Below are 22955 nucleotides of genomic sequence, written 5' to 3'. Positions count from 1 at the left end.
TACTCCACATTCCGCAAGTATTTTGTGCAGTACGACTTCTACTGTGACGCTACGCTGAGCCAGACGATCTCGGCTGCGCCGTCCGGCAGCGCCGTCGGAGCGCCGTCGAGCTCGATGCCACCCGCCGTGACGCGCACTAAGGAAGAGACCGCAAGCCCGAGCGCTTCGAGCGCGCGCAACAGCTCCGCATCGGTGTCGGCGACACGCAGCACGCGACCCTGGTGTCCGAGTGGCGCGTCAGCAAGCAGCACAAATGGTTCGCGAACGACTTCGCCCGCGGCATCCGGAATGGCGTCCCCGTGTGGATCGAATCGAGGCCGGCCCAGACGTGCGTCGATACCCTCCAGCAGCCGGTCGCTGATGGTGTGTTCGAGAACCTCAGCCTCGTCGTGCACTTCATCCCACGCGTAATCGAACTCCCGCACAAGCCAGGTCTCGATGAGTCTGTGCCGACGCACGATTGCGAGGGCACGCTCTGCGCCGGCATCCGTCAATCGCACTGCGCCGTAAGGGACATGCGAGACGAGCCCGGAAGCAGCGAGCTTCTTCACCATCTCGGTCACGCTCGATGGCGCGATGCCGAGTTTCGCAGCGAGCACGGATGGAGTGATCGGAGCGTCCTGCCACTCGGTATGCGCGTATACCGTCTTCAGGTAGTCGTCTGCTGCCGGGGATGCCACGGCTCCAGACTACGCTGACTGAGTGACCGAGACTCCTGAGCGCACCACCCACGGCCTCGGCCCCTGGGAGGGCGAGTGGCCTGAGGGCGACCAGTACGACCCTGAGCTGCTGGAGAACGGCGACACCCGCAACGTCATCGACCGCTACCGCTACTGGCGGATGGACGCGATCGTCGCCGACCTCGACACGCACCGGCATCCGTTCCATGTCGCGATCGAGAACTGGCAGCACGACATGAACATCGGTTCCATCGTGCGCAGCGCCAACGCGTTCCTCGCTGACACCGTGCACATCATCGGTCGTCGCCGCTGGAACAAGCGTGGCGCGATGGTCACCGACCGCTACCAACACGTCGTCCACCATGAGGATGTCGCTACCTTCGCCGCGTGGGCTGCGGCAGCAGGCATCCCGATCATCGCGGTCGACAACGTCGACGGCGCAATCCCCGTCGACCGGGCGGACCTTCCCGAGCGGTGCGTGCTGCTGTTCGGCCAGGAAGGGCCGGGGCTGACGGATGAGGCGATCGCCGCGGCATCCGGCCACATCGAGATCACCCAGTACGGCTCCACGCGATCCATCAACGCCAGCGCCGCAGGCGCCGTGATCATGTACGAATGGTGCCGCCGCTACGCGAATTAGCCTCAGCGGAAACGCGCTGAAACGCTGAGCTGATCGCCGGTCTCGATGCGCACATCGTGGAGGCGTGTCGGCGTGCCGTCTTCGGCGATGATCTCGTTGAGGTCGAACGTCTGCCCGATGACCCCGCGAATGCGCTTGCGCGCGAACAGCAACCCCGCTTTGACAAACAGGTTGCGGCTGCCGACCGTGAGATCACGCACGGTGATGACGGCATCCCGCGTTACCTGGATGCGCGCATCGGCGCGTGCTGACGCCATGAGCAGCTTCCAGCGCAGTCCGGCATACGCCGTGACGCGGATGCCGTCGTCGCCGTCGTCGGTCAGATCGAGTTTCACGCGGCCGAGGTGCGCACCCGCCTCACGCAGCATCGGGCGTGTGACGGAGGTGATGAGGGGGACAAGATCCTTCGTCGCGATGGTCGCGTGGAAGGTGCCGTGCAGCCCGTCGAGGTCACCGTCCGGGACGAGCATATGAATGCTCTCGGGAAAGTCGGGTTCGGTGGGTTCGGCGAAGGTCAGCCAGGCGATCGGGACGTCAAAGGCCTGCACATCGATGCTCAACGGAGTCTGTTCGATCCGCATCGGTCGAGCCGTGAAGCGGAACGTCTTCACGATGCCGGACTCCCGGGTGAGGGGGGCGGGTTCGTCTTGTTCAGCCGCTGCGCTGGAGGGAGCCGGATGCGCGGGCGGGGTGGAATGCCACCCGAGCCGCAGCCTCACACCGGTGGCATCCAGCGTCAGATGCTCGAGGTCGTTGCCGGCGAGACTGGCTGTGACCGTGATGTCATCGAGCCCTTTCAGCTCGACGTCCCCCGAGTCCTTCGCTGCGTGCTGGATGACGGCGCGCACCCAGCGCGCGACGGTCGCGGAGTCGCCGGGCCAGGATGCAGTCATACGACCATCCTGGCTCACCGGCCGCCAGCGTCAATCGCGATCGTTGCCGAATGAATGGCGGTACAGGGCGTTAACATCGCGATCCAGATTGTCGATGCGGCGGTGGATGCTGCCGAACTCCGCCTTCATGACATGGATGAACAGCGTCGACACGATCGTCAACATGCCGAAGATTGCTGCGGCGAATACGCCGATCAGCACCCAGACCTGGGGTTCGTTCATCGTCAGCATCCCTTCATTGTCGTCGCCTGCTCATCAGAATGCCAGAGACATTCGGCCCTACCCACGAACGGTGGACAACTCCGAATTACGTGCGACCGTGCAGAACAGGTGGCCTACGCCGAAGCGCTCAGCCACCTGCCGGTCTTCACGCGCCAGCCCAGCGTCGCGAAGCGCGCGAGCATGTAGACGCCGAAGAAGCAGACGGCGAGCCAGGTGATCCCGGCCGTGCCATCGACTCCGACGAGCGTGAAGATCCACAGTGCGGGCAGGAACGGCACGAGGTTCAGTGCACCGGCGATCGCCAGGTAGCGCACGTCACCTGATCCCATCAGCACGCCGTCGAGTACGAACACAATCCCTGCGATGGGCTGCGCCACCGCGAGCACGAGCAGCGCAGGTTGGATCAGCGCCGCGAGCGCGGGGTCCCCGGTGAACGCGAGTCCGATCACCCCAGACAGCGCCGCGATCACGAGACCGACGATCACGCCGAACCACGCACCCCATGCGACCGTTCGGGCGAGTACGTGCTTCACGGCCGGGATGTCCCCAGCGCCGAGGCCTTTCCCGATCAGCGCCTGGGCTGCAATAGCGAGGGCGTCCAGGGCGAATGCCGCAGCGGAGAAGATCGTGAAGATCACCTGCCACCCGGCGAGCTCAGTGGTACCGATGCCGGTGGCGACGCCCACCGTGATGAGGAGTGCGACACGCAGGCTCACGGTGCGCAGGAACAGCCAGCCACCAGAGCGCGCTGAGCCACGTACGCCGTCGCGCTGCGGACGGAAAGTGGCCGAGTGCTTGCGCGCCATCCTCCCGATGATCACGACATAGGCGGCGACCATGCCCCACTGCGCTGTCACCGTACCGATGGCGGATCCGGCGATGCCCCAGCCGAAGCCGTAGATGAACACGACGTTGAGCAGTGCATTCGCGCCGAACCCCGCTCCGGCGATCCACAGCGGTGTCACGGTGTCCTGCATCCCGCGCAGCAGACCGGTTGCGGCGAACACGATCAGCATCGCCGGAAGTCCCCACATGCTGATCACAAGATAGGTGTCGGCCTGTGCTGCGACCTCTTCGGTGGCGCCGAAGAGGGAGACCAGCCAAGGCGACGACAGGGCTCCGACGACGGAGAGCACCGCTCCGAGCCCGAGCGCGAGCCACATGCCGTCTATGCCGACGGAGACGGCGTCCTTGTGCTCGCCGGCTCCGAACTTCCGTGCGACGGCCGGTGTTGTCGAGTACGCGAGGAAGATCATCAGTCCGACGATCGTCTGCAATACGGCGCTTGCGATGCCGAGTCCCGCGAGCGGCACAGTGCCGAGATGGCCGACGAGCGCAGCATCCACTATCAGGAAGGCAGGCTCGGCGACCAGCGCGCCGAGTGCGGGGACGGCGAGCCGCAGGATCTCCCGGTTGAGGGATGCAGGGCGCGCGGTCATCCCTCGAGCCTATCGACGGGCGCGGGCGCAGTTGCGCTCAGAGCAGTTCAGCGCGCAACTGCTCCGGAGACTTCGGCGAGAGGAGTCCTGGGGCGATGTCGTACACGGTGTACGCGCCCACCTGGCCCGCGATGCTCATGCGGTGCACGGCGCGCGCATAGGCGACCAGGACGCTGGCGGTGAACTCCGGGTTGCTGCCGAGCGTGAGGCTGTACTCGACGGTCTGCGTTGCCCCGTCGCCGGTAACGCCACTGCGGATTACGAAGCCGCCGTGCGGCATGGCGGAGTGGTCGCGCGCAAGTTCCTCGGCGGTGATGAACGTAACGGTCGTGTCGTAGTCCGCGAAGTAGTCGGGCATCGAGACGATCGCCTGGCGAGTGGCATCGGCATCCGCACCGTCATCCAGGACCACGAAGCAGTCGCGGGTGTGCTTCTGTCGCGTCGTGAGCTCGGGACGATCGCCTGCACGCACCGCTGCGATGGCGGTCTCGCTCGGCACGGTGTATTGCACGCCCCCGGCGACGCCGGCGACTCGCCGGATCGCGTCGGAGTGCCCCTGGCTGAGGCCGCGGCCCCAGAAGGTGTAGGTGTCGCCATCGGGCAGCAGCGCTTCGCCGAAGACGCGGTTGAGGGAGAACATTCCCGGGTCCCAGCCTGCCGAGATCAATGCCGTCGTGCCGGCGGTGCGCGCCGGAGCGTCGACCGCGGCGAAATGTTCGGGGATGCGTGCGTGCGTGTCGAAGCTGTCGACGATGTTGAACCGCGTCGCCAGCTCGGGAGACTGCGCCGGTAGATCGTTCTTTGAACCGCCGCAGAGGATCAGCACGTCGATATCGTTCGTGTGCTCGGTGAGAACATCCATCCGGTACACGGCGATCTCAGGGTCGCGGGTCTCGACGGTTGCCGGATCGCGACGTGTATAGACGCCGACCAGCTGCATGTCGGAGCTGCGATCGATGGCAGCTTCGACGCCACGGCCGAGGTTGCCGTAGCCGACGATTCCGATGCGGATCTGAGCGGTCATGCGTGCATGCTCCTTTGAAGGATAAGCGGGACGGAACCCAGCGTATCGGGGTCGGATGAGCCTCTCGCGTGGGAGTCACGGCGTGGTTGTCGCCGAAGACAGTGACGGCCGAACACTCGGCCATCTGCCGGGCTTCTTGTTCCGCCGGGTGTGACGACGTCGGAGGCCGGACATAGGCTGGGACGTATGACTGATGTTCTCCCCGCAGGTCTTGCCACCGAAGAGTTCAGCTCCGAGATTCGCCCGCAAGACGACCTCTATCGGCACGTCAACAACGAGTGGTTCAAGAAGACCGAGATTCCGGCTGACAAAGCCCGCTGGGGCTCGTTCCATCTGCTCGCAGAGCAGGCTGAGAAAGACGTCCGCACGATCATCGATGAGGCGCAGGCTGCCGAAGGCGGCACTCTCGAGCGCAAGATCGGCGATCTGTTCACGAGCTTCATGGATACCGAGCGCATCAATTCCGCGGGCCCCGCACCGCTCGCGCCCACTCTCGCCGAAATCGACGGCATCGACAGCATCCCCGCCTTCTTGCAGACCGCTGGCGCCTACGAGCGCGACGGCCGCGCCCACCTGATCGGGTTCTACGTCGACGGGGATCCCGGCAACCCCGAGCGGTACCTACCTGTCCTCGTGCAGTCCGGTCTTTCGCTGCCCGACGAGAGCTACTACCGCCTCGACAGCTTCGAGGGAACCCGTGCTGTCTACCGTGCGCACCTCGAGCGTCTGCTCGCGCTCGCCGGAATTTCGGATGCTGCTGGTGACGCCGAGCGCTCCTTCGCACTCGAGACCGAGCTCGCCTCCCACCATTGGGACAATGTCGCCAGCCGCGATGCCGTGAAGACCTACAATCTCAAGACCTGGGACGAGTTCCTGACCCTCACCGGCGTCGACCTCGCGCCCTGGCGGGACGCCGCAGGTCCCACGAACGCGGATGCCTTCGCCGAGGTCGTCGTCTCCCAGCCGAGCTTCTTCGAAGGTCTCGGAACACTGTTGACCGTCGACCGTCTCGATGACTGGAAGGCGTGGCTGCGCGCGCAGGTTGTGCACGCCGCCGCCGCCTACCTGACCGACGACTTCGTGCAGGAAAACTTTTCGTTCTACGGCACCGAGATCTCCGGGGTTCCCACGATCCGCGAGCGCTGGAAGCGTGGCGTCTCGGTGACCGAGGGTGCCCTCGGCGAAGCCATTGGCGAGGTCTATGTCGCGCGCCACTACCCGCCGACGGCCAAGGCAGCAATGGATGAGCTCGTCGCGAACCTCATCGAGGCGTACCGTCAGAGCATCACGACGCTGGAGTGGATGAGCCCTGAGACCCGCGAGCGCGCGCTCGCCAAGCTCGATGCCTTCACTCCGAAGATCGGACACCCCGACCAGTGGCGCGACTACTCCTCGTTGGTCAGCGATCCCGCCGATCTGTTCGGCAACGTCCGCCGCGCGAACGTGTTCGAGCACGACCGCAACGTCGACAAGGTGGGCAAGCCTATTGACCGGAACGAGTGGCACATGCCGCCGCAGATGGTCAACGCCTATTACAACCCCTCGATGAACGAGATCGTCTTCCCCGCGGCGATCTTGCAGTACCCGTTCTTCGACGCCGGCCGTGATGCCGCCGCCAACTACGGTGGTATCGGCGCGGTGATCGGTCACGAGATCGGCCACGGCTTCGATGACCAGGGCAGTCGCTACGACGGATCGGGCAAGCTCGATGACTGGTGGACGGATGCTGACCGCGCCGCGTTCGAGGACCGCACGAAGGCACTGATCGCACAGTACGACGCACTCGTCCCTGCCGGGCTCCCGGACGAGAACCACGTGAACGGTGCCCTCACGATCGGTGAGAACATCGGCGACCTCGGAGGCCTGAGCATCGCGCTGAAAGCGTACGAGTTGTCGCTCGGCGGCGTTGAGGCTCCGGTCATCGACGGCCTCACCGGAGTGCAGCGGTTGCTGCTCAGCTGGGCGCAGGTTTGGCAGCAGAAAAGCCGGGATGCCGAGACCATCCGCCTGCTCACGATCGACCCGCACTCGCCGAACGAGTTTCGTTGCAACCAGATTGTCCGCAACATCGACGCCTTCTACGCGGCGTTCGATGTCACCGAAGCGGATGCACTGCACCTGCCCAGCGACCAGCGTGTGACGATCTGGTGACTGTTGCCCATAGCGCGTGACGTGAACCGGGTGCCGGGGCTACGATAGCCATGCCGCTGGGGAGCGCCCTCCCAGTGGCATCCCCCGATAGCTACCTTCCTGGGAAGGAACACGCGTGGGCACTCCCCCCGAGCCTGCGATGTTGCGCCGATCTTTGCGCAGCACTCGACGTCTGCCGCGCCGTGCGGCCATCGGCAGACGGACATTCACCTCGACCACGCGTGCACTTGAGCAGTTGGCGGATGCCGGCGCCCAAGTGTCCGTGTACGTCACTGACCTCGACAATGACACCGAGGTGCTCACCGGTGACGATCATGTGACGATGCCCATCGCGGGGCTCGGCGTGGTGCCACTGCTGATCGAGGTTGCCGCCGGGTTCGAGGCGGGGACGCTAGATCCGTTGGAGATCGTCGAGCGCTCCTCCACCGAAGCCGTAACGACCTCAGGCATGTGGCGCCATTTGTGGGCGCCGGCGCTGCCGCTCGGCGACCTCGCGGTGTTAGCGGCCAGCACAGGGGATCCGATCGCGGTCAACATCCTGCTGCAGCGGGTCGGACACCACCGAGTGCTCCGCAGAATCGAATCGCTGGGTCTTCGCCGCACCGCCGTGCTTGATCGCTTTCGTGACGTACGAGGGCCGGATGACGCGCCGCACGTCGCAGTCGGCACGACACGCGAGCTTGCCGGACTCTTCTCAGCCCTGGTGAATTCGAAGGTTGTGGATGCTGCGGTCAGTTCTCAGGTTTCGGAGTGGCTGAGCTTGAACCATGACCTGACTCTGGTCGCCGCCTCTACGGGGCTGGACCCGTTCGCGCACGACCATGATCCGCACGGGCTGTTGTTCATCAACAAGACGGGGCGTGACCGCGGTGTTCGTGCGGAAGCAGGTGTGCTCGCCGGGCCTCGCGCCGGTGTCGCATACGCGATGATCGTCTGCTTCGACGACCTCTCCATCGCCCACCGGCTGCGCGCACATGATGCGTTCCGGTTGCTCGGGCTCGAGTTGATGGAGTACGCCCACTAGCCAGGCCCGGCCACCTTGCAACCCTGCACACTTGCAGGGCGATCGAACGGATGCAGGGCCATCCGGCGGCGTGTCACCCTGCATTCGTGCATCGGCCCTGCAGGTGTAACCCGGGCGCGCCCGGGAGTGGGGCCATCGAGCCCGGCCTCAGGGCCGGACGCGGCGGGCGCCCTCGCCGAGCTCGGTGAGGGGACGCGCGGCATTCGCCGTGATGAGGGCCGCGATGAGGGCCTCGGTGCGAGGGCGGCTTCCGGCGGTGGTGGTGGCGATCGTGCTCATGATTGCGATGCTATCCAGCGCCGTGCGCGGGGAACTATTCGCGTGACGAAGGGTGACGGTTAGTTGTCGGGCAGTTGCGGTCCGAACCGCTGCAACGGATCGAGGCCGGCGATGACCGGGGCCAGGGCATCGGATAGTGCATTCAACTGTTCTGGGGTGAGGTGGTCGAGCACCAGGCGGTGAACCGTTTCGAAGTGGCCAGGGGTGGCCAGCACGGTCTGTCTGCGTCCCTCTCCGGTGAGGCGGATCTGAACGCTGCGGCGGTCATTGGCGCTGCTCTCGCGCTCGACCAGGCCGCGCTGCTGCAGGCGGCTGACGACCTTGGATGCGCGGGGAAGCGTCGCGTTCGTGGCTGCGGCCAGATCGCTCAGGCGCATCTCGCCGCTGCGGAGGAGCGCGCCGAGGAGCATGTACTCATAGTGCGTGAGCGACGAGTCGCGCTGCAGTTGCGCATCGAGAGCAGCGGGCAGTAGCTCGGCCGTCGTGATGAGCGATATCCACGCTCGTGATTGCTCAGCGGTCATGCGGGTGAGTTTTCCGGCCATGCATCCATTCTGTCGGGAATAGTTGTCACGGCAAGCGTGTTCCAGTTATTAGTTGCCGAAGCAACAATGCTGAGGCTCGCGAACGAGAGGCAAGACAATGACTGCGATCACCGTCATCGGAACAGGGAACATGGGGCAGGGCATCGCCGGCATCGCGGCGAAGAGTGGCGCGAGCGTGCAGATCCTGGCGCGCGACCTCGAGAAGGCCGGCACTGCAGCAGCGGCGATCGGCGCGACCGCCGGAGTCGTCGGCGACGCCATCACCGGCGAGATCGTCGTGCTCGCCGTTCCTTACCCGGCACTCGCCGAGCTCGCGAAGACCTACGCAGGCCAGCTCACGAACAAGGTCGTCGTCGACATCACCAACCCGGTGGACTTCGCCACCTTCGACGGTCTTGTCGTACCGGCCGATTCTTCCGCCGCGGCCGAGCTCGCAGCCCTGGTTCCCGGCGCCAAGGTGGTCAAGGCGTTCAACACGAACTTCGCCGCGACCCTCGCCTCGGGCGAACTCGGCGGCGCACCGACCGTCGTGCAGATCGCCGGTGACGACGAGGCTGCCAAGAAGCTCCTTGCTGAGGTGGTGACCAGTGCCGGCCTCGTGGTGGCGGATGCCGGTGGGCTGAAGCGTGCGCGTGAGCTCGAAGCACTGGGCTTCCTGCAGATGGTGCTCGCGGTGCGCGAGCAGATCGGCTGGACCGGCGGCTTCGCCGTCAAGGCCTGATCTCTGCACCCTTCGCCCGCGACGGCCCCTTTACCGGCTTGCGAGTGGTCGTTTGTGGCTCACTTCTGGCGCGAAATAGAGCCACCAGCGCCCACTCGCAAGGGGGCATGCGTACGATCGACGGATGGATGACTGGACACCGCACCGCCGCGACGACGGCGAACTGCTCGGCTGGATCCACCCCGCGGGAGATAGTTGGGTTGCCGTTGACGTGCTCGGCCGGCCCGTCTCCGACCCGATCGAATGGTTGGATGCCGAGGCTGCCCTCGAGACGCACGGGCTCGGCTGGCTGGCAGACCCGTGGATGCTAGACGGCGAGGCCGCCCGCCCGCTGCGCGTGCGCATGGTCGAAGTCATCCCCGCTCGGGGTGGTGCTCCGGGGCGCATCGTGGTGAAGGTCGACGACTTTGGTGACATGACTCGAGACGCCGCCGAGCAGTTCATTCTGCCGTGGCCCCTGCCTGTGCGCCTGCGCCCGCCACTCCCCACCGACCCCGACCCCTTCGCCCGCTAGCTCCTGCGGTTCACCCCTACCCCTTGCGAGTGGCCACTTGTGGCTCGGTTCTGCGTCAGAAACGAGCCACAACTACCCACTCGCAAGCAGGGAAGAGGTGCTAGCGCAGGGAGGGATGCCGCTCTGCGGCGGGGGCCTTCGGGATGAACAATGACAGCACCAGGGCGATGGCGCCGGCGATGATCGCAAGCCAGAAGCAGACGTCGAAGGCCTCACGAGTCGGTACTGCGACGCCATCGACTTTGACGCTCATCGAGGCGAGCACTCCCCCCATGACGGCTGAGGCACTGGACGTTCCGACCGAACGGAACAGGGCGTTGAGGCCGTTTGAGGCCCCGGTCTCGTTGGCAGGCACTGAGCGCATGATGATCATCGGCATGGCGGCGAACGTGAATCCGATGCCGACGCCGATGATCGCGTTGGCGATGAAGATGTGCATCCACTCGGTCGACCAGATGAGCACAAAGACGTAGGCCAGTACGATCGCGGCGGCACCGGCGGTGAACAGCGGCCGCGGACCGACTGTGCGCTCCAGCCAGCCAGACAGCGGCGAAATCAGCATCATGACGATGCCGGCGGGCATCACGATGAACGCCGCTGTGAGCATGTCGAGCCCGAAGCCGGAGCCGGTTTCGACGGGCAGCTCCAGCATCTGCGGGAACGTCACATTGGACGAGAATAGGGCGAAGCCCATCCCGATCGCAGCGATGTTCGTGAACAGCACGGCGGGTCGCGCCGCGACGCGCAGATCCAGCAGTGGGTCCTTTGTGCGCAACTGATACCAGCCCCACAGCAGCATCACGAGCACGCCGCCGATGCTGAGCGTCAGGCCGATCGGTGAGGTCCACCCCCACTCCGCTCCGCGCGACACATACAGCAGCAGACCGCTGAGGCCGATCGCCAACCCGATCGCGCCGAGTACGTCCAGGCGACCGGGTGAGAGCAGCACGTCTTCCGGTACAAACAGGTACACGAGCACGAGTCCGATGACACCAAGCCCTGCAGCGAGCCAGAACAGAGAGTGCCAGTCGGCGTTGAGTGCCAGGTAGGCCGCAAGTGGCATCCCGAGCGCTCCGCCGACACCCATGGTTGCGCTCATCAGCGCGACCGCCGTTCCCAATCGGTTCGCCGGTAGGACGTCGCGCATGATCGCGATGCCGAGTGGAATGACGCCGGTGACCGTGCCCTGGAAAGCGCGACCGACAATCACGCCGACGATGGAGGTGGAAAGTGCTGCGATCACTGAGCCGACGATCAACAGCATCATCAGCACGACGATGACACGGCGCTTGCCGTACATATCTCCCAGGCGCCCCGATATGGGGGTCGCGATCGCAGCGACCAGCAGCGTGATCGTGACTACCCAGGTCGTGTCTTCGCGCGAGGCGTTCAGGAGTGTCGGCAGCTCAGCCTGGAGCGGGACGACCAGAGTGAACATGAACGATGCGGCCAGGCCGGTGAAGGCGAGCACGGCAACCGTCAGACCCCGGTTCGGAGAACGGGAGAGTCGCTTTCTGGCTCTCTCGTCGTCGTCTCCCATTACGTCAGGCTATCGGCGCCGTGACGAGGTGGGGGCCATCGCCCCTGTTCTTCCCGGCGTACCGCGATCAGGAATCAGTCCTGGTGCAGGCTCGGCGGTGCAGTGGAGGAGCGCAGAATCAAGGTCGGCTCGATTCTCGGCACATCGCCCAGTGGCTCGGTGCCTTCGATCTCTGCGATGACGCGACGTGCAGCGGCCGCGCCGACCTCTTCGAATGGTTGTCGCACCGTCGTCAGTGCGGGCGAGGCATACGCAGCCAACGCAATGTCGTCGACGCTCACGATCGAGACGTCTTCTGGTACGCGGCGACCGGCCTCGTGCAGTGCGCGGATGACACCGAACGCCATCTCGTCGCTGCTGACGAAGACCGCGGTGGCGCCGGGGATCGCCGCGATCGTACGACCGGCGCGATATCCAGATTCTGAAGTCCAGTCGGCGGGAATGACGGGTGGAGGCTCGATGCCGTGCTCTCGCAGCACACGCTCCCAGGTCTCCCGACGCTGGACGCTCTCCGTCCAGTATTCGTCGCCGGAGACATGCCATACGGTCTCGTGACCGAGATCGAGCAGATGCTCGACAGCGAGGCGGGCGACCTCAGTCTGGTCCACAGCGAACGCGGCGTCTTCCTCGGGGGAGACCCGCACGTTGCGTGTCGAAGGAGTGCGTTCTGTTCGCGCCCTCATCCCTGGGTGATCCAGCGACACTGGCACTCCCAGGATGACGCCTTCGGCACCCTGCCGTTCCAGACGGTCGAAGGCCGCCAGGATGTCTTCGATCGTGGCGTGATCTGAGACGGATGCCGTGGTTACGGTGAAGTTGTTATCCGCGGCCACGCGCTCGATGCCGACGCCGAGGGCTGCGGTCGAATAGCGGTTCGTGCTCAGCACGATGACCCCGAGAATGCGGGTGCGACCTGAGGCAAGTGAAGCAGCGGCGGCGTGAACCCGGTAGCCGAGTTCCTCCACCGCGTTGAGCACCTTGCGAGCGGTCTCGGGGCGCACATTGCTCTGCCCCGACATGACGCGGGACACGGTCTGGGCCGAGACGCCGGCGACACGGGCGACGTCGTTCTGATTGGGAGCGCGATCAACGGGAGCCCGGCGGGGAGACATGCGTCCCATGCTAGCGATCACGCGGACTCAGGGCGAGCTTCATTTCCTCCAATGGTGCGATAATGTGAACGCAAACAGTTTTTGTCATGCCGAACCGCGCAGTGACGCCTCTCGGGACGAATGAGCTCTCCAGATGCGTCGTGTGCGGGCGCACGCGGCAGGTATCCATTCACCCTTCGGATCGCTCCGGAGTGAGATAGTCACGCAGGAGTCCCTGATGAATCACGCATTCTCGCCTTCCCCGGGCGTTGACCCGGCGATCACCTGGCGCGATGGCCAACTCATCCGCAATGGCCGTCAGCACCGCATCCTCGCCGGAGCGATGCACTACTTCCGTGTGCACCCCGACCAGTGGGAAGACCGCCTGCGCCGCCTCGCCGCTATGGGCGCAAACACGGTTGACACATACGTGGCCTGGAACTTCCACGAGCGCATCGAAGGTGAGCCCCGTTTCGATGGCTGGCGCGACCTGGAGCAGTTCATCCGGCTGGCCGGCGAGGTGGGCCTGGACGTGTTCCTCCGCCCCAGCCCCTACATCTGCGCCGAGTGGTCGAACGGCGGTTTGCCGCACTGGTTGACTGGACGCGTGAGCGCGCTGCGCACCAGCGACCCTGAGTACCTCGCAGCCGTCGACCGCTGGTACGACGAGCTGATCCCGCGGATGGTCCCACTGCAGGCGGCATACGGTGGCCCCATCGTGGCAGTGCAGATCGAGAACGAGTACGGCTCGTTCGGCAGCGACCACGCATACATCGAGCACCAGCGCGATGCGCTGCTCTCGCGGGGAATCGTGGAACTGCTGACCACAGCTGATGGCATCACCACAGACATGATCACGCACGGCTCGATCGAAGGTGCGCTGCCCACCTTCACTTTCGGCACCGGGGTCGCGACGGCCGACGAGCTGCGCAAGCCCAACGACGCGCTGATGTGCAGCGAACTGTGGGGCGGATGGTTTGACCACTGGGGCGAGCAGCACCACGTGCGTTCGGCCGAGAGTATGGTCGGCACCGTCAACGAACTGCTTGCGGCCGGCGGCTCCGTCAGCATCTACATGGCACACGGTGGCACGAACTTCGGGCTCTGGAACGGCGCCAATTATGACGTCGCACTCCAGCCGACCATCACCAGCTACGACTCGGATGCACCAATCGGAGAGGCAGGTGCACTGAACGACAAGTTCGAGGCGCTGCGCGCCGCGTTCGCTCCGTTCCACGATGGTGAACTGCCGGATCGTCCGGCACCCGCCCCGGTCCAGCCCGCACAGACGGTCGCGTTGAACCCGACGATCTCCCTGCGTGAGCTCGTCGAGACGTTGCCGAGCGTCGGCGAGATGACCGCGATGCCGCAGACTTTCGAACAGCTCGGCGTGGAGGACGGCATCGTCGTCTACCAGGCGCAGATTGACGTCCCCTCGGATGCGACGGTGAACGTCGATGGGCTGCACGACCGCGCGACAGTGTTCATCGACGGTGAGCGTCTCGGCACGCTCGAGCGCGACGGTCAGCTCTCGCTGATACTTCCCGGCGGCGCCCGCAGGGCACAGCTGACGATCGTGGTCGAAAGCCTCGGCCGCATCAACTACGGGCCGTACACCGGTGAGGGCAAGGGAATCATGCGCGGGGTGCGAATCAACAACCGTCGCTACGTGCACGGGTGGTCGCACCGCGCGCTGCCGCTCGACGCCCCGAGCGCTACCGGCGTCCCTGCCCTTTCTGAAACCCCTGCCCTTTCTGAAACCCTCGCCGCCGACGGTGTCGCCCGCGCCTCGATCGTGGTCGAGACTCCGGCGGATGCCTGGCTCGCGTTCCCTGGCGGCACCAAGGGCATGGTCTGGCTGAACGGCTTCCTGCTCGGTCGTTACTGGAAGGTCGGGCCGCAGGAGACGCTGTACGCACCGGCTCCGCTGTGGAAGACCGGCGCCAACGAGATCGTGGTGCTCGACACCGACGGCCTCGGCTCCACAGTCGAGGTGCGCGAACAGCCGAACTTCGGTCCGACCGAGGAGTTCATCGGCTCCTGACGCCGGTCCCACGCTCCTACAGCCCGCGAGACTTCGCCTATGTCATCGTTCTGACGGATTTCGATGACATGAGTGAAGTCTCGCGGGCGTAAATAGGGGAATTGGTCACACTTTGGGGGCGACGAACGTCTCCTTCATGAACCGCCACACGGCGGACATTGAAGGAGAAGACCCCATGCCTGCAACACGCGACGAACAGCTCGAGGATTTCACCGGCACGATCGTCACACCCGATTCGCCGGACTACGCCCAGGCGGCGCGCACGGCGCTCGCGTTCGCGAACCCATCGCTTGTGTTGCGTCCGTCCGATATCGCTGGCAGCAGGTGGCAGACGCACTGGCGCCACACGGGTTGGTGATCTCCTCCGGGGATACCGCAGATGTCGGCGTCGGCGGCCTGACGCTCTCCGGCGGAATCGGATGGCTCGTGCGCCAGCACGGCCTCACTCTCGATCATCTCCGCGCAGCCGAGCTGGTAACCGCGGCGGGTGAGGTGATCGTCGTCGACGAGACACATCACGCCGAGCTGTTCTGGGCCCTGCGCGGTGGTGGTGGCGCGTACGGCATCGGGGCGTCCTTCGAATTCGAAGCGCACCCGGCCCCGACGTTCATGTTCGCCGCTCTCACGTTCCCGGCCGACCGGGCAGAGCAGCTCGTGCCTGCCTGGTCGCGTTTCATGCGCACCGCACCGAAGGAGATCAGCTCGACCATGGTTCTGGCGAACCCTTTCGCCGGCGGTCTCGATGCGCCCGTCGAGGTGACGTTCGCGAGGTGCGATGCCGGTGCCATCGATGACGCATCGTAGGAATCTGACGGCGGTCGCCTATCGGATGCTCGGCTCGCGGGCCGATTCGGACGGGATTAGCCCTTGACTGCACCTGCGGCCAGGCCCGACTGCCAGAAGCGCTGCAGGCTGAAGAACAGGATGATCAGCGGGATCACGCCCAGCAGGGCGCCGAGCATGACCGCACCCTTGTCGGGAGCGAAGTAGCTCATCATGCCGTAGAGGCCGAGGGTCACTGGCTTCAGTTCCGAGCTGGAGATCATCATCAACGGCAACAGGAAGTTGTTCCAGGTGGCCACGAAGACGAACAGGAAGATTGTCACCATCGCCGGAGTTAGCAGACGCAGCACGATGGTGAAGAAGATCCGGCCCTCGCTCGCGCCGTCGATGCGCGCGGCCTCGAGCAGCTCGGTCGGCACGGAGGATTCGGCGTAGACCATTCCGAGGAAGACGCCGAACGGAGACACTGCCGAGGGGATGATAATCGCCCACATGGTGTTCGTCAGCCCGAGGGCGTGGAACTCCATGTACAGCGGCACTGTGAGGAGGGCGACCGGCAACAGCAGGCCCGCCATGATGATGCTGACGGCGATCTTCTTGCCGGGGAAGACGAACTTCGCGATCGCGTATCCGGCCATGATCGCAAAAAGTGTGCCGATGACACCTGCCATGGTCGAGTACAGGATCGAGTTGCCGACCCAGCGCCAGAACATGCCCTGCGTCCAGCTCATGAGGCTGTCGTAGTTGGTGTCCAGGTTCCAGTTCGCGAACCAGAATCCGAAGGTGTTGGTCAGGTCGGCGTTGTTCTTCGTCGACGCCACGATGACCCAGTAGACCGGCATCAGGAAATACAGCAGCGCGACGACGAGCGCGATGATTCCGAAGGTCTTGGCGACCGGACTGGGGGCGACGGAACGCGGCGGCATGTCCGCATTCGCAGGAGACGCCTTGGGCGGCTTGCGCTTTGTCGCGGGCGCGGTGATCAGTTTTGTGGTGCTCATGTCAGTTCGCCTTCTTGCGCTGCGCAAATGAGTAGATGACGGCGAGAGCCCCGGCGATGATCGCCATCAGCAGGGAATAAGCGGATGCCGGACCGCTGCCCGAGGGCGAGATCTCACCCATCATCGAGTTGTAGGTCAGCATCATCGGCGTGTAGTCCAGGCCCATCCAGGAGTTCGCGCCCTCCATGATGACCGGCTCGTTGAAGAGCTGGACCGTGCCGATAATCGACAGCAGAATCGCCAGTAGCGCGGCGCCGCGCACCATCGGGACCTTGATCTTCGTGGCGATCTGGAAGCCGTTGGCGCCATCGAGGCGCGCGGCTTCGTACAGCTCGCGCGGGATGGACTGGAGCGCGGCGAGGAAGATCAGCATGTTGTACCCGGTGTAGGTCCAGGTGGTCATGTTGGCCATCGAAGCGAGGATCGTGGTCGGGGCCATGAAGTTCGTGCCTTCGGGCAGGAACTGCATGAACGGCGAGACCTCGGGCGTATACATGTACAGCCAGATCATTGCCGCGATCACGCCGGGGATCGCGAACGGGAGGAAGAAGGCGAGCCGGAAGACCGCCGGTCGTCGAACGATGAACGAGTCCAGTAGCAGCGCCAGTGCGAGGGCGAGGATGATCATCACCGGGATCTGGAATGCCGCGTAAATGACGACTCGCCCCATGCCGCCCCAGAAGGCGCCGTTGGTTGCTGCCGCGATCAGCTGGTCGAAGCCGACGAAGGTGTCGACCAGCTCGCCGCCACCGAACAGACCGCCACCCGCTGGAACCTGCGCGAAGAACGCTGATCGGACCGAAATGATGATCGGGATCAGGAACACCACGATGAACAGGACGGCGAACGGAGCCATGAAGAGCCAGCCGTTGCGCGCTTCCTGTCGCGTGCGGAATCCCTTTCTCGTGCGCGGCCGTGGGCCGATGGTCTCAGCGGAAGTGGTCACAACGTGATCTCACCTTTCGAAAGAAATAAGTCCGGCGGAGGACACATTATCGTCGTGTCCTCCGCCGGAACTGCGTGCTCAGAGAGCGGGGGAAATTACTTGGCTACCGGCAGGCCGAGGTCTGTCAGCGACTTGACCGCGGTGTTCTGGGCGGTGGTGAAGATGTCCGCGACCTGCGCGTCGCCTGCGACGACAGCCGCTGCAGTCTCGTTCATCGCCGCGAGGGTCGAGAATCCGGGAGCGTAGGGGAAGTCCGGGTTCATGTTTGCGGTAGCAGTAGCGAGCTCTTCGAGCACTTCCTGGCCACCGAACTGACGGAGCATCTTCTCGCTGGTCGCTGGCGTGCCCGCGGCCGCGACGACGAGACCCTGAGATGCGAGGTCATCGATCTGCGTGTTGAACCAGTTGTTGAACTCCATGGCCTCGGCCGGGTACTCGCAACCGTTCAGGACTGCGACACCGGAGCCGCCGTCGGGGCCGGTCTGCTGGCCTGCACCGAAGTCGGGCAGCTGCGCGATGCGCCACTGGCCCTCGGCCGGGGTGCCATCGAGCGAGTCGAGCAGGAAGCCCGCCTCCCACGCGGCGCCGATGTGGCCGATGAGGCTGCTGTCGTTGAGGGCGATCGTGAATGGCTCGCCCCAGCGGTCGGCCTTCAGTGTCTGGTCGGTGTCGAGCAGGTTCTGCCAGAACGCGGCGACGGTCTGTGAGCCTTCACCCTCAGTGTTGACGACCCACTCGTCACCCTCGGTGGAGAACCAGGTGTCGCCGGCTGCAGCGGACTGCGCGGCGAGCCAGTGGGTGGCCTCGTCCGCGGAGAACGCGGTGAGGTACTTGCCTGCGGCTGCTGCCGTGGCCGACTCCGCCGTGAGTTCTTCGATCGTGGCTGGAACCTCAAGGCCCAGGGCCTCGAACTCTGCCTCGTTGTAGAAGTAGACCAATGGGCCGACGTCCTGAGGCAGGCCGACGATGACATCTCCGACGCGCATGCCGGCGAAGGCTCCAGCCGAGAAGTTGTCTGCGTACTTCTCCGCCTCGGTCGTGACGTCTGCGAGGAGACCCTTCACGTAGAGCTGAGGGGCTTCGGAATAGCCGACCTGGGCGAGGCACGGTGCGTTGCCGGCCTTCACGTCGGTCTCAAGCTTGAGGATCATGTCCGTCGCAGCACCGTCGAACTTGGTTGTCTTGACCTGGATGTCGGGGTGCTCTTCGTTCCAGCGCTCGGTGATCTCAGCGACCGTGGTCATGTCGGCGCCGTTGTCGAGACGGTGCATGTACTCGATCGTGATCGATTCGCCTGCGGAGTTGTCGCTGCCGGTGTCGTCGGCCGAGCTGCATGCTGCGAGACCGAACGCCGAGATGGCGCCGACGGTGACGACGGCTGCGGTGCGCGTGATTCGTTTGGTTGCCATGAAGTGTTCTCCCCTTTGAGGGTCATGTGACTGACTGTCAGAGCGGATGCCGTGAGACATCCGCGTCCGTGAACCATTAAACCCCGAAATGTTTGCGCTCACAAGCGCGCCCGGCCTGGCTGTGTCTGAACTGTTATTCATTGGTGTCGTGCGCTGACATTCTGAACGCGGAAGGTAGAGCGACAGAGGTGGTTTCCGGTAGCGGCCGGTGAAGGGGCAGACTGTGACTGTGCGAAGCATCCGTGAACTCGACACCATTGAACTCATCCTCCAAGCGCAGTCGTTGCTGGACGCCATCCGCGGGCCGGAGCGCGTCGTCGACGCCGGCACCCTGCGCGCTCTCGAGCAGTCCGGCAACTACGTCGTCGGACTCTTCGACGATGAATCCGGTGAGGACGAGATGGTCGGTGCGTCGGTCGCCTTCTTCGGCGCCCCCGACCAGCGCTCGATGCACTCGCACATCACCGCCTTGCTGCCCGGCTACCGTGGGCGGGGCTGGGGGCGCGAGCTCAAGGAACATCAGCGGCAGTGGGCGTTCTCGCGCGGTGTCGGACACATCACGTGGACGTTTGATCCGCTCGTTGCCCGTAACGCACACTTCTTCCTCACCGTGCTCGGCGCACGCGTGACCGGCTACGCGGTCAACAACTACGGCATCTTCGGTGGCGGAGACGCGGGAGATGAGAGCGACCGGCTCGATGTCCGCTGGGCGCTCGCCGACATCGCCAAGCCGCCGGCAGACGGAGCTGTCGAGGCCACGCTAGAGATTCCCGCAGACGTCGAGAAGATGCGCGAGACGGATCCGGCCGCGGCCCACGAATGGCGCCTGCGCCTGCGCGGTGAGATGGAGGAGCTGCTCGGCCGCGGTCTGCGCATCGCCGGCTTCGACGTCGCGCGGGGATATCTGTTCACTGCCTGAGTCGAGTGCCGCGGCATCCGCAGGTGGGTGACGCGTGAGGCGGTACCACTTTTTGCGATAAGCGGTACCATTAATTCGTGGCGATGAATTTACGGCTCAGGGATGATGCGGTCGTCGCGTTGCGCGCGGAATCCGAGCGCACGGGCTTGAGTCAGCAGGAGATCCTTCGGCTCGCAGTCGACGAGCACCTGGGCATCTCCGGATCTGTCCGCGCGCCCGCCTACCCGGAGTGGGTGACTCTGCCGGAGCGGGTGTACCGGCCAGTCACGCCTGCTCTGCGGCTGCCGGATGGGTTGTCCACAGCGGATCTGCTTGATCGTGACGACCGGGTCTGAGGATGCTGATCTATCTCGATACCAGCGCCGTACTCAAGCGTGTGTTCCAGGAAGATGAATCCGAGGCACTGCGCGACGCGATCAGCAGGGCGGTGGCTGAGGGGAACGGGCTGATCTCGTCCGCCCTCACCCGAGTGGAACTGGGGCGCAGTATGCGCCGACGCATCGACGCCATGAGCCTTCAATCGTTGAATACAGCGTTCGACCTGGCGATGGGGGACATCGCGTTTGCGCCGATGGTGTCGGCGGTCGTCGAGAGCGCCCGGATCATCGGTCCGCCGATGCTCCGCTCCCTCGATGCGATTCATCTCGCCACTGCGATCGCCGTCGGCGCGCAGGAGATGTGGACCTACGACGAGCGCCTGGCGACAGCCTCCGAGGAGATCGGCATCGCCCCGCGGATGCCGTCGTGACGTCTTCTGGTTTCATAGACGGATGACCTCCGAGGAAATGCCACTTCTCGCGCTGGAATGACGACTCAGCGCACCTTCGCCTGTGGGCCTATGCGCGTGCTGAGTGGATTGTCCGAGGTTCGTTTGTCCGACGTTCGTGGCATCCTGAACCGCATGGATGATGCAATGGGGCAGCCCGGCGGGTCGGTCGAGAAGCCGGCCGTGTTCTTCCGCGACGCGGTGGAGTTCCGCGCGTGGCTGGAGCGTCATCACTCCACCGCGACGGAACTGTGGATGGAGCAGCGCAAGGCCCGCGTCGCCGACCGTGGTCTGAGCTGGGCGGATGCCGTTCCCGAGGGGCTGTGCTTCGGATGGATCGATTCTCTCTCGCAGCCCATCGATGACGATCGCCGACGGCAGCGTTGGACACCTCGAAAGCCGGGCAGCACCTGGTCGAAGATCAACATCGCGCACGTCGAGCGGCTCATCGCCGACGGACGGATGACGCCTGCGGGTCTCGCCGCGTTCGAAGCGCGCAGCGCCGCACGCACCGGAACCTACTCGCACGAGAACGACGAGGCGGAGCTCGAACCCGAGGTGCAGGCGGTGCTCAGCTCGTCGGGCGCAGCGCAGGCCTTCCTCGATGCAGCGACGCCCGGGTACCGCAAGACTGTGCGGCACTGGATCGCGACGGCCAAGCGTCCCGAGACCCGCATCTCGCGTGCCGGGCAGCTGGTCGTAGATAGCGCGGCGGGGCGGCTCGTCTCGTTTGCGCGGGTCGGGAAGGATCCGGCCTGGCTGACGCGCGCTGCCGCTGCGGCGGCATCCGTCGAGGGCTGAACCGATGTGGTGGCGCGGATAAGATGGAGGATGCCGCGGCATGTGCGCGCGCGGAAACAATCCACCCTCTTCCGACCATTGGAGCCACCGTGGCCGAACAGTCCCGCCTTGACAAGGTCATTAGCCTCGCCCGCCACCGCGGGTTCGTGTTCCAAGCAGGTGAGATCTACGGCGGTTCGCGTTCAGCGTGGGACTACGGTCCTCTCGGCACCGAGCTCAAGGAGAACATCCGTCGCCAGTGGTGGCAGAGCTTCGTCCGCGGACGCGGTGACATGGTGGGTCTGGACTCCTCGATCATCCTCCCCAAGCGTGTGTGGGAGGCGTCTGGCCACGTCGCGACGTTCAGCGACCCGCTCGTCGAGTGCCTGAACTGCCACAAGCGCTTCCGCGCCGACAATCTCGTCGATGAGTTCGAGGCCCGCAAGGGACGTAAAGCTGAGAACGGTCTCGCTGATGTTCCCTGCCCGCACTGCGGCAACAAGGGACAGTACACCGAACCTAAGGCCTTCTCTGGCCTGGTGAAGACCTACCTCGGTGTCGTCGATGACGAATCTGGCCTGTACTACCTGCGCCCCGAGACTGCGCAGGGCATCTTCGTGAACTTCGCGAACGTGCTCACCGCGAGCCGCAAGAAGCCGCCGTTCGGTATCGGCCAGGTCGGCAAGGCGTTCCGCAACGAGATCACCCCCGGAAACTTCATCTTCCGCACTCGCGAGTTCGAGCAGATGGAGATCGAGTTCTTCGTTCCGCCGGCCGAGGCTCAGGAGTGGTTCGAGCACTGGGTCGAAGCGTGCTGGGCGTGGTTCGTGGACCTTGGCCTCAACCCCGAGAACATGCGTCAGTTCGACGTTCCCGAGGATGAGCGTGCGCACTACTCGGCCGGCACCATCGACTTCGAGTACCGTTTCAACTTCGCTGGCTCCGAATGGGGCGAGTTGATGGGCGTCGCCAACCGCACGGATTACGACCTCAACAGTCACTCCGAGGCATCCGGTCAGAGCCTGTCGTACTTCGACCAGGCATCCGGCGAGCGCTACACGCCGTACGTGATCGAGCCGTCCTTCGGTCTCACGCGTTCGATGATGGCGTTCCTTGTCGACTCCTATGTCGAGGAAGAGGTGCCCAACGCCAAGGGTGGCACCGACACCCGCACGGTTCTCAAGCTCGACCCGCGTCTGGCTCCGGTCAAGGTTGCCGTGCTCCCGCTGTCGCGCAATGAGCGACTGTCGCCGCTGGCGCGTGAAGTCGCCGACTCGCTGCGTGGCCGCTGGGCGATCGACTTCGACGATGCCGGTGCCATTGGCCGCCGCTACCGTCGTCAGGACGAGATCGGCACGCCGTTCTGTGTCACGGTCGACTTTGATTCGCTCGATGACCACGCGGTCACCGTGCGCGACCGCGACACGATGGCGCAGGAGCGCGTCCCCGTCGACGCGCTGAACGACTACCTTGCGGAGCGTCTGAAAGGCGCCTGAGTCGGTTCGTCACCGCGAGGGCAGTAGCAGGGATGAGCACGCCGATCA

General features: G+C 64.9%; 25 protein-coding genes. 13 read left to right on the top strand and 12 right to left on the bottom strand.

What is annotated here, in order from left to right:
- Positions 1 to 38: 38 nt before the first annotated feature.
- The gene (locus ACSU04_RS09550) at positions 39 to 680 is read right to left on the bottom strand and encodes a metal-dependent transcriptional regulator (protein WP_439289243.1); all 642 of its coding nucleotides are present in this window, start codon (positions 678 to 680) and stop codon (positions 39 to 41) included.
- Between the two features lie 22 nt (positions 681 to 702).
- On the opposite strand from ACSU04_RS09550, the gene ACSU04_RS09545 reads away from it, so the two are divergent.
- Positions 703 to 1320, top strand: coding sequence for a TrmH family RNA methyltransferase (locus ACSU04_RS09545; protein WP_439280135.1), 618 nt, complete (start codon positions 703 to 705; stop codon positions 1318 to 1320).
- Positions 1321 to 1322: 2 nt separating this feature from the next.
- Here the strand turns inward: ACSU04_RS09545 and ACSU04_RS09540 are convergent, their stop codons facing one another.
- The 4 genes from ACSU04_RS09540 to ACSU04_RS09525 form a co-directional block, all read right to left on the bottom strand.
- Positions 1323 to 2213, bottom strand: a complete 891-nt coding sequence (locus ACSU04_RS09540) for a hypothetical protein (RefSeq protein WP_439289242.1) — start codon at positions 2211 to 2213, stop codon at positions 1323 to 1325.
- Between the two features lie 30 nt (positions 2214 to 2243).
- On the bottom strand, positions 2244 to 2435 hold the full coding sequence (locus tag ACSU04_RS09535; protein ID WP_439289241.1) for a hypothetical protein: 192 nt from the start codon (positions 2433 to 2435) through the stop codon (positions 2244 to 2246).
- Positions 2436 to 2548: 113 nt separating this feature from the next.
- The gene (locus tag ACSU04_RS09530; protein ID WP_439280138.1) at positions 2549 to 3874 is read right to left on the bottom strand and encodes an MATE family efflux transporter; all 1326 of its coding nucleotides are present in this window, start codon (positions 3872 to 3874) and stop codon (positions 2549 to 2551) included.
- Positions 3875 to 3911: 37 nt separating this feature from the next.
- Positions 3912 to 4898, bottom strand: a complete 987-nt coding sequence (locus ACSU04_RS09525; RefSeq protein ID WP_439289240.1) for a diaminopimelate dehydrogenase — start codon at positions 4896 to 4898, stop codon at positions 3912 to 3914.
- A gap of 186 nt (positions 4899 to 5084) precedes the next feature.
- On the opposite strand from ACSU04_RS09525, the gene ACSU04_RS09520 reads away from it, so the two are divergent.
- Positions 5085 to 7049 (top strand): M13 family metallopeptidase, encoded by a 1965-nt coding sequence (locus ACSU04_RS09520; RefSeq protein ID WP_439289239.1) that lies wholly within the window; start codon positions 5085 to 5087, stop codon positions 7047 to 7049.
- Between the two features lie 115 nt (positions 7050 to 7164).
- Positions 7165 to 8073 (top strand): serine hydrolase, encoded by a 909-nt coding sequence (locus tag ACSU04_RS09515; protein WP_439289237.1) that lies wholly within the window; start codon positions 7165 to 7167, stop codon positions 8071 to 8073.
- Between the two features lie 147 nt (positions 8074 to 8220).
- On the opposite strand, the gene ACSU04_RS09510 is transcribed toward ACSU04_RS09515, so the two are convergent.
- Together ACSU04_RS09510 and ACSU04_RS09505 are read right to left on the bottom strand one after the other, a co-directional pair.
- Complete coding sequence (locus tag ACSU04_RS09510) at positions 8221 to 8352, bottom strand: hypothetical protein (RefSeq protein WP_439289235.1); 132 nt, start codon at positions 8350 to 8352, stop codon at positions 8221 to 8223.
- A gap of 59 nt (positions 8353 to 8411) precedes the next feature.
- On the bottom strand, positions 8412 to 8897 hold the full coding sequence (locus tag ACSU04_RS09505; protein ID WP_439289234.1) for a MarR family winged helix-turn-helix transcriptional regulator: 486 nt from the start codon (positions 8895 to 8897) through the stop codon (positions 8412 to 8414).
- A 97-nt stretch (positions 8898 to 8994) separates the two neighbouring features.
- Here ACSU04_RS09505 and ACSU04_RS09500 point away from each other — a divergent pair, with 97 nt between their 5' ends.
- Together ACSU04_RS09500 and ACSU04_RS09495 are read left to right on the top strand one after the other, a co-directional pair.
- Complete coding sequence (locus tag ACSU04_RS09500; RefSeq protein ID WP_439280143.1) at positions 8995 to 9618, top strand: NADPH-dependent F420 reductase; 624 nt, start codon at positions 8995 to 8997, stop codon at positions 9616 to 9618.
- Between the two features lie 124 nt (positions 9619 to 9742).
- Entirely contained in the window at positions 9743 to 10132 is a 390-nt protein-coding gene (locus ACSU04_RS09495; RefSeq protein ID WP_439289232.1) for a hypothetical protein, read from the top strand.
- A 100-nt stretch (positions 10133 to 10232) separates the two neighbouring features.
- On the opposite strand, the gene ACSU04_RS09490 is transcribed toward ACSU04_RS09495, so the two are convergent.
- A complete protein-coding gene (locus ACSU04_RS09490; RefSeq protein WP_439289231.1) occupies positions 10233 to 11672 on the bottom strand; it encodes an MFS transporter in 1440 nt (479 codons plus the stop codon).
- Between the two features lie 74 nt (positions 11673 to 11746).
- Positions 11747 to 12784 (bottom strand): LacI family DNA-binding transcriptional regulator, encoded by a 1038-nt coding sequence (locus ACSU04_RS09485; protein WP_439289230.1) that lies wholly within the window; start codon positions 12782 to 12784, stop codon positions 11747 to 11749.
- 217 nt (positions 12785 to 13001) lie between these two features.
- Here ACSU04_RS09485 and ACSU04_RS09480 point away from each other — a divergent pair, with 217 nt between their 5' ends.
- The 3 genes from ACSU04_RS09480 (at position 13002) to ACSU04_RS09470 (ending at position 15611) form a co-directional block, all read left to right on the top strand.
- On the top strand, positions 13002 to 14807 hold the full coding sequence (locus tag ACSU04_RS09480; protein ID WP_439289229.1) for a glycoside hydrolase family 35 protein: 1806 nt from the start codon (positions 13002 to 13004) through the stop codon (positions 14805 to 14807).
- A gap of 175 nt (positions 14808 to 14982) precedes the next feature.
- On the top strand, positions 14983 to 15165 hold the full coding sequence (locus ACSU04_RS09475; RefSeq protein WP_439289228.1) for a hypothetical protein: 183 nt from the start codon (positions 14983 to 14985) through the stop codon (positions 15163 to 15165).
- Entirely contained in the window at positions 15132 to 15611 is a 480-nt protein-coding gene (locus tag ACSU04_RS09470) for an FAD-binding protein (protein ID WP_439289227.1), read from the top strand. Before ACSU04_RS09475 ends, ACSU04_RS09470 begins: the two co-directional genes overlap by 34 nt.
- Before the next feature lie 56 nt (positions 15612 to 15667).
- Here the strand turns inward: ACSU04_RS09470 and ACSU04_RS09465 are convergent, their stop codons facing one another.
- From ACSU04_RS09465 to ACSU04_RS09455, 3 genes are all read right to left on the bottom strand, one after another.
- Positions 15668 to 16591, bottom strand: a complete 924-nt coding sequence (locus ACSU04_RS09465) for a carbohydrate ABC transporter permease (RefSeq protein ID WP_439289226.1) — start codon at positions 16589 to 16591, stop codon at positions 15668 to 15670.
- Position 16592: 1 nt separating this feature from the next.
- Positions 16593 to 17537 (bottom strand): carbohydrate ABC transporter permease, encoded by a 945-nt coding sequence (locus tag ACSU04_RS09460; RefSeq protein WP_439280150.1) that lies wholly within the window; start codon positions 17535 to 17537, stop codon positions 16593 to 16595.
- Positions 17538 to 17632: 95 nt separating this feature from the next.
- The gene (locus tag ACSU04_RS09455; RefSeq protein WP_439280151.1) at positions 17633 to 18946 is read right to left on the bottom strand and encodes an ABC transporter substrate-binding protein; all 1314 of its coding nucleotides are present in this window, start codon (positions 18944 to 18946) and stop codon (positions 17633 to 17635) included.
- A gap of 229 nt (positions 18947 to 19175) precedes the next feature.
- Between ACSU04_RS09455 and ACSU04_RS09450 the strand changes: the two genes are divergently transcribed.
- The 5 genes from ACSU04_RS09450 (at position 19176) to ACSU04_RS09430 (ending at position 22907) form a co-directional block, all read left to right on the top strand.
- Positions 19176 to 19865, top strand: coding sequence for a GNAT family N-acetyltransferase (locus ACSU04_RS09450; RefSeq protein WP_439280450.1), 690 nt, complete (start codon positions 19176 to 19178; stop codon positions 19863 to 19865).
- A 77-nt stretch (positions 19866 to 19942) separates the two neighbouring features.
- The gene (locus tag ACSU04_RS09445; protein ID WP_439289224.1) at positions 19943 to 20200 is read left to right on the top strand and encodes a hypothetical protein; all 258 of its coding nucleotides are present in this window, start codon (positions 19943 to 19945) and stop codon (positions 20198 to 20200) included.
- Positions 20201 to 20202: 2 nt separating this feature from the next.
- Complete coding sequence (locus tag ACSU04_RS09440; RefSeq protein WP_439280153.1) at positions 20203 to 20613, top strand: type II toxin-antitoxin system VapC family toxin; 411 nt, start codon at positions 20203 to 20205, stop codon at positions 20611 to 20613.
- Positions 20614 to 20766: 153 nt separating this feature from the next.
- Entirely contained in the window at positions 20767 to 21432 is a 666-nt protein-coding gene (locus ACSU04_RS09435; protein ID WP_439289223.1) for a YdeI/OmpD-associated family protein, read from the top strand.
- Between the two features lie 89 nt (positions 21433 to 21521).
- Entirely contained in the window at positions 21522 to 22907 is a 1386-nt protein-coding gene (locus tag ACSU04_RS09430) for a glycine--tRNA ligase (RefSeq protein ID WP_439289222.1), read from the top strand.
- Positions 22908 to 22955: the final 48 nt, after the last annotated feature.

The organism is Microbacterium sp. A84 (genome assembly GCF_051842815.1).
Lineage (GTDB): Bacteria > Actinomycetota > Actinomycetes > Actinomycetales > Microbacteriaceae > Microbacterium.
This window is presented reverse-complemented; position numbering and strand designations above follow the sequence as displayed.